We start from the raw sequence: 4,638 nt of genomic DNA on the forward strand, positions 1-4,638 counted from the left end.
CTTTGGGAGAGGAGGCCGTGGCAGCCTGTCGACCGTCCACGAGGAAGCCGGGGATCAGGCGGTGGCGGGCTTCAGCTCGCCCCGCTCCTCCTTGGCCAGCATCCGCTCGGCGAAGAAGCCGCCGGTGGGCAGCACCGCGAGCACGAACATCAGGACGCCGCGCTTGGCGTCCCACTTCTGCGCCTGCCAGGCCTGGATCCAGAAGACCACGTACAGGATGAACAGGACCCCGTGGACCATGCCCATCACCGGGACGGCGTCGAACGAGGTGGTCCGCTTCAGCACCGAGCAGATCAGCAGCAGGATGAAGGAGACCCCTTCGGGGCCGGAGACCAGGCGCAGGCGGTGGACGGCGCTGCTGTTCACGATGGATACCTCAATACGGGGGTCGGAGGCGCGGGCGCGCTTGTGAAGCAACTCACAAGCCTTTCCGGCCATTATCACCGAGCACCCGCGCGGCCCCCCGGCCGGGGGTGGCCTCCGTGCCCGATCTCACAGCGCCCCGGCCCCCCTGTCACAGCTGTGTTCCGGAACGCCACCGAGCGCGACCGCCCGCCGCCGGGAACCCCTATCCTGCTGCCCCGCGCGCCCATCGATCCGGACGCCGGACGCAGCACACCACGGGGGTAGTCACCACATGTTCACACTCGACTGGGACCGCAGGACCTGCGCCAGGCGCGGCCACATCACCTACGCGCCGACGGAGCCCGACCTGGCCTCGCGGCTGCACGCCTCCACCGCCCTCGGCGACGCCTGGCGCTGCCTGCGCTGCGGCGACTTCGCGCTGGGCGACCCGCACGGCTCCGGCCCGGCCGACGAGGCGCCGCTGGTGCCGCGCGGCAAGGCGCTGCGGGACCTGTTCATCCTGCGCTTCCTGGCCGTCGAACGGGTGCTGCGCGGACTGCTGATCATCCTGATCGCCTGGGCCGTGTGGAAGTTCTCCAACAGCCAGGACGCGGTGCACCGGATCTTCGACGAGAACCTCACGGTCTTCCGGCCGGTCACCGAGCACTTCCACTGGGACCTCGAACACGCCCCGATCGTCGAGACGATCCGCAAGACCTTCGACTTCAGGAAGAGCACCCTGCTGGTCGTCGCGGGCGCGCTGCTCGCCTACGCGGTGATCGAGATCGTCGAGGCGGTCGGCCTGTGGCTGAACAAGCGCTGGGCCGAGTACCTGACGGTGGTCGCCACCGCGGCCTTCCTGCCGCTGGAGGGCTACGAGCTGAGCCACCACGTCAGCGCGCTGAAGATCTGCACCCTGGTGCTGAACATCGCGGCGGTGCTCTGGATCATGCTCTCCAAGCGGCTGTTCGGGCTGCGCGGCGGCGTGGCCGCCTTCGAGGCGGAGCGCCACTCGGCCTCGCTGCTGGAGGTCGAGGAGGCGGCCGGGACCGTTCCGCACCCCGGGCAGGAGGCGCCCGCCCGGGCCTGAGCAAGGGCGCACGCCCCGGCGTGATCGGGGGCGTGCGCTCCGGCGTGGGCTGCGCTTTTGTCGCAGCCCCGTACCAGTCACCCCGCGCACCCTCCCCGGACCGCCGTCGCAGCGGCTAGATTGCGGCCGTGGCACAGTTCAGACTCCAGGGATCGCGGGTGCTCGCCGTCGAGTTGGGCGGGGACTCCGTGAAAGCGAGACACGGCTCGATGGTCGCCTACACCGGGCAGATGACCTTCAAGAAGCTCACCGGCGGCGGGGACGGCCTGCGCGGCATGGTCACCCGCCGGCTGACCGGCGAGAAGATGACGGTCATGGAGGTCAAGGGGCAGGGCACCTGCTACTTCGCGGACAAGGCCACCGAGATCAGCCTGGTCCGGCTGAACGGCGAGACGCTGTACGTCGAGTCGGACAACCTGCTCTGCGCGGAGTCCGCCCTGCACACCGGCACCACCTTCACCGGACTGAACGGCATGTCCTCCGGCAACGGCCTGTTCACCACCAAGGTGGAGGGCCACGGATGGGCGGCGCTCACCTCGAACGGCCCGGCCGTCATCCTGCGGGTCGACAAGAGCATGCCGCTACGGGTGGACCCGGGCGCGTACGTGGCGCACACCGGCACCCTGCACCGCAGCCTGAAGTCCGGCGCGGGCTGGACCACGGTGATCGGCGAGGGCGGCGGCGAGGCCGTCCAGATCGAGTTCACCGGCGAGGGCCTGGTGTACGTCCAGCCCTCCGAGAAGGTCACCATCGGGGGTGACGTCTGATGGGCTTCACGAAGATCAACGGGAAGATGGTCGAGGCCCAGGTGGTGCCCGGGCAGCGGCTGTTCAGCCAGCGCGGCGCGATGCTCGCCTACAGCGGCGACGTCCGCTTCACGCCGAACATCACCGGCGGGCAGGGCGGCGTGATGTCGATGATCGGCCGCCGGGTGGCCAACGAGGACACTCCGCTGATGACCGTCGAGGGCCAGGGCCGGGTGATGTTCGGCCACGGCGGCCACCACGTCCACGTGATCGACCTGTTCGGCGACACCCTGTACGTCGAGGCGGACCGGCTGCTCGCCTTCGAGGGCACGCTGCGCCAGTCCACCATGTTCATGGGCTCGCAGGGCGGGGTGATGGGCATGGTCCGCGGCCAGGTCACCGGGCAGGGGCTGTTCACCACCAAGCTGGAGGGCCAGGGGTCGGTCGCGGTGATGGCCCACGGAGGCGTCTTCGAGCTGCCGATCACCCCCGGCCAGTCGGTGCACGTCGACCCGCAGGCGTACGTGGCGCACCGCGGCGACGTGCGCAACAAGCTCTCCACCGCGATCGGTTGGCGCGAGATGATCGGCCGCGGCTCGGGCGAGGCGTTCCAGCTGGAACTGTCCGGGCAGGGCGCGGTGTACGTCCAGGCGAGCGAGGAGAAGCTCTGATGTCCTACCCGCCGCAGCCGCCGTACGGTTCGCCGCACGACCAGCCGACCCAGCCCGGCTTCGCCGTCCCGCCCGTCCCGCCGAACTACGGTCCGCCGCAGGGCTACCCGCCGCCGCCGTCGCAGGGCTATCCGCCGCCGCCACCGGGCCACCAGCCTCCGCCGGCCCAGCCCTACGCCCAGCAGCCCCCACCACCGCCCCGGCAACAGCCTTACGCCCAGCAGCAGTTCGACGGCCCGGTGGCCCCGCTGCCGACCGGCCACGGCGGCACCGGGCCGGTGGTGTGGGACGCCCACAGCCTGCCGGCCGGCGACAACGTCAACCCGTACGCCTTCTCGGTCGAGCTGAACGGCTCGTACTTCCTCCAGAAGGGCAAGATGGTCGCCTACTACGGCGACATCAGCTTCAAGGGCGTCGGCGCCGGGGCGCTCGACCGGATGCTCGGGCAGCACTTCAACTCGCCGATGCACGCGGCGGACTGGGTGGTCGCCGAGGGCCGCGGCAAGCTGCTGCTGGCCGACCGGGCGTTCGACCTCAACTCGTACGACCTGGACGACGGCAATCTGACCGTCCGCTCCGGCAACCTGCTGGCCTTCGACCCGACGCTGCGGCTCAAGCAGTCGATCATCCCCGGATTCCTCACCCTGCTCGGCACCGGCCGCTTCGTCGCCGCCTCCAACGGGCCGGTGCACTTCGTCGAGCCCCCGATCCGGGTGGACCCGCAGGCGCTGGTCGGCTGGGCGGACTGCCCGGCGCCGTGCCACCACTACGACCACGAGTACATGAACGGGCTGATCGGCGGGCTGCGCCGGCTGACCGGCTTCGGCGGGGCGTCCGGCGAGGAGCACCAGTTCGAGTTCGTCGGCGCCGGCCAGGTGCTGCTGCAGTCGAGCGAGAAGCTGATGGCGGAGCGGTCGGTCGGCCAGATCGACGCCGAGGCGGGCGTGCCGGTCGGCGGAGTGCCGTCCCAGCCGGCCGCGCAGGGCGGCGGGAATCCGAATCTGCCGGGCCTCGGCAACCTGGGCGACCTCGGTCGACGTTTCGGCCTGTAAACTTGTACAAGATTGAACTAAATCAGGTATGCTAGAGGCATGGATACGCACACGATCGACACTGCGGACGCCCCTTCGTCGCAGCCCCAGGAGGAGACTCCCTGGCTGTCCGCCAGGGAGCAGCGGATGTGGCGCGCCCATCTGGAGGTCGCCAAGCTGCTGGACTACCAGCTCAGCCGTGAACTCCAGCCCCACAACCTGGCCATCAACGACTACGAGATCCTGGTCGTCCTCTCCGAGGCCCCGGACCGCCGGATGCGGATGACCGACCTCGCGACCGCCACCCTCCAGTCGAAGAGCCGCCTCTCCCACCAGATCACCCGGATGGAGAACGCCGGCCTGGTGCTCCGTCAGGAGTGTCCCGGCGACCGGCGCGGCCTCTACGCCCACCTCACCGAGCAGGGCTGGGAGACCATGCAGCGGGTCGCCCCGGACCACGTGCGCAGCGTCCGCGCCCACTTCATCGACCGCTTCACCCCGGAGCAGCTGGACGCCATGTACGAGGCCCTCGCCCCGATCGCCGAACACCTCCGCGGCCTCCGCGGCAAGCCCTGACCACCCGCACAGCACCAAGCTCCCCCGTCGCCGCTTCGGCCCCACCGGAGCGGCGACGGCATTTCCCGCCCCTCAATCTCAGCTCCTCTCGGAACTCCAGAGTCGGCCAGAACGACCGAGAACAAACGGGCCCACGTGCAAACATGCGGGCCCATTTCGACTCGGCGCCCACCCGCCCG

6 protein-coding genes are annotated in these 4,638 nt (G+C 70.3%); 5 read left to right on the plus strand and 1 reads right to left on the minus strand.

What is annotated here, in order from left to right:
• Nucleotides 1-54: 54 nt before the first annotated feature.
• Nucleotides 55-381: a DUF3817 domain-containing protein gene (locus ACFRMQ_RS38430; RefSeq protein WP_117489559.1), complete on the minus strand. Its 327-nt coding sequence runs from the start codon at nt 379-381 to the stop codon at nt 55-57.
• A 256-nt stretch (nt 382-637) separates the two neighbouring features.
• On the opposite strand from ACFRMQ_RS38430, the gene ACFRMQ_RS38435 reads away from it, so the two are divergent.
• The 5 genes from ACFRMQ_RS38435 to ACFRMQ_RS38455 all read left to right on the plus strand — a co-directional run bounded on the left by ACFRMQ_RS38435 (nt 638) and on the right by ACFRMQ_RS38455 (nt 4,459).
• Nucleotides 638-1,435 carry a DUF2127 domain-containing protein gene (locus tag ACFRMQ_RS38435; protein ID WP_380735526.1) on the plus strand — a complete coding sequence of 266 codons (798 nt, stop codon included), beginning with the start codon at nt 638-640 and terminating at the stop codon, nt 1,433-1,435.
• Nucleotides 1,436-1,563: 128 nt separating this feature from the next.
• Nucleotides 1,564-2,202 carry an AIM24 family protein gene (locus tag ACFRMQ_RS38440; RefSeq protein ID WP_380735527.1) on the plus strand — a complete coding sequence of 213 codons (639 nt, stop codon included), beginning with the start codon at nt 1,564-1,566 and terminating at the stop codon, nt 2,200-2,202.
• Nucleotides 2,202-2,852: an AIM24 family protein gene (locus tag ACFRMQ_RS38445; RefSeq protein WP_380735528.1), complete on the plus strand. Its 651-nt coding sequence runs from the start codon at nt 2,202-2,204 to the stop codon at nt 2,850-2,852. The genes ACFRMQ_RS38440 and ACFRMQ_RS38445 overlap by 1 nt, the downstream gene beginning before the upstream one ends.
• A 239-nt stretch (nt 2,853-3,091) precedes the next feature.
• Complete coding sequence (locus ACFRMQ_RS38450; protein ID WP_380735530.1) at nt 3,092-3,904, plus strand: AIM24 family protein; 813 nt, start codon at nt 3,092-3,094, stop codon at nt 3,902-3,904.
• Between the two features lie 39 nt (nt 3,905-3,943).
• Nucleotides 3,944-4,459, plus strand: a complete 516-nt coding sequence (locus ACFRMQ_RS38455) for a MarR family winged helix-turn-helix transcriptional regulator (RefSeq protein WP_380735529.1) — start codon at nt 3,944-3,946, stop codon at nt 4,457-4,459.
• The last annotated feature ends 179 nt before the right edge of the window (nt 4,460-4,638 follow it).

The organism is Kitasatospora sp. NPDC056783, assembly GCF_042789895.1.
In the GTDB taxonomy this organism is placed as follows: domain Bacteria; phylum Actinomycetota; class Actinomycetes; order Streptomycetales; family Streptomycetaceae; genus Kitasatospora.

What these genes read in the sequence shown, in the direction of transcription:
- ACFRMQ_RS38435 (WP_380735526.1), top strand. Translation starts at nt 638, where the DNA reads ATGTTCACACTCGACTGGGACCGCAGGACCTGCGCCAGGCGCGGCCAC.
- ACFRMQ_RS38445 (WP_380735528.1), top strand. Translation starts at nt 2,202, where the DNA reads ATGGGCTTCACGAAGATCAACGGGAAGATGGTCGAGGCCCAGGTGGTG.
- ACFRMQ_RS38455 (WP_380735529.1), top strand. Translation starts at nt 3,944, where the DNA reads ATGGATACGCACACGATCGACACTGCGGACGCCCCTTCGTCGCAGCCC.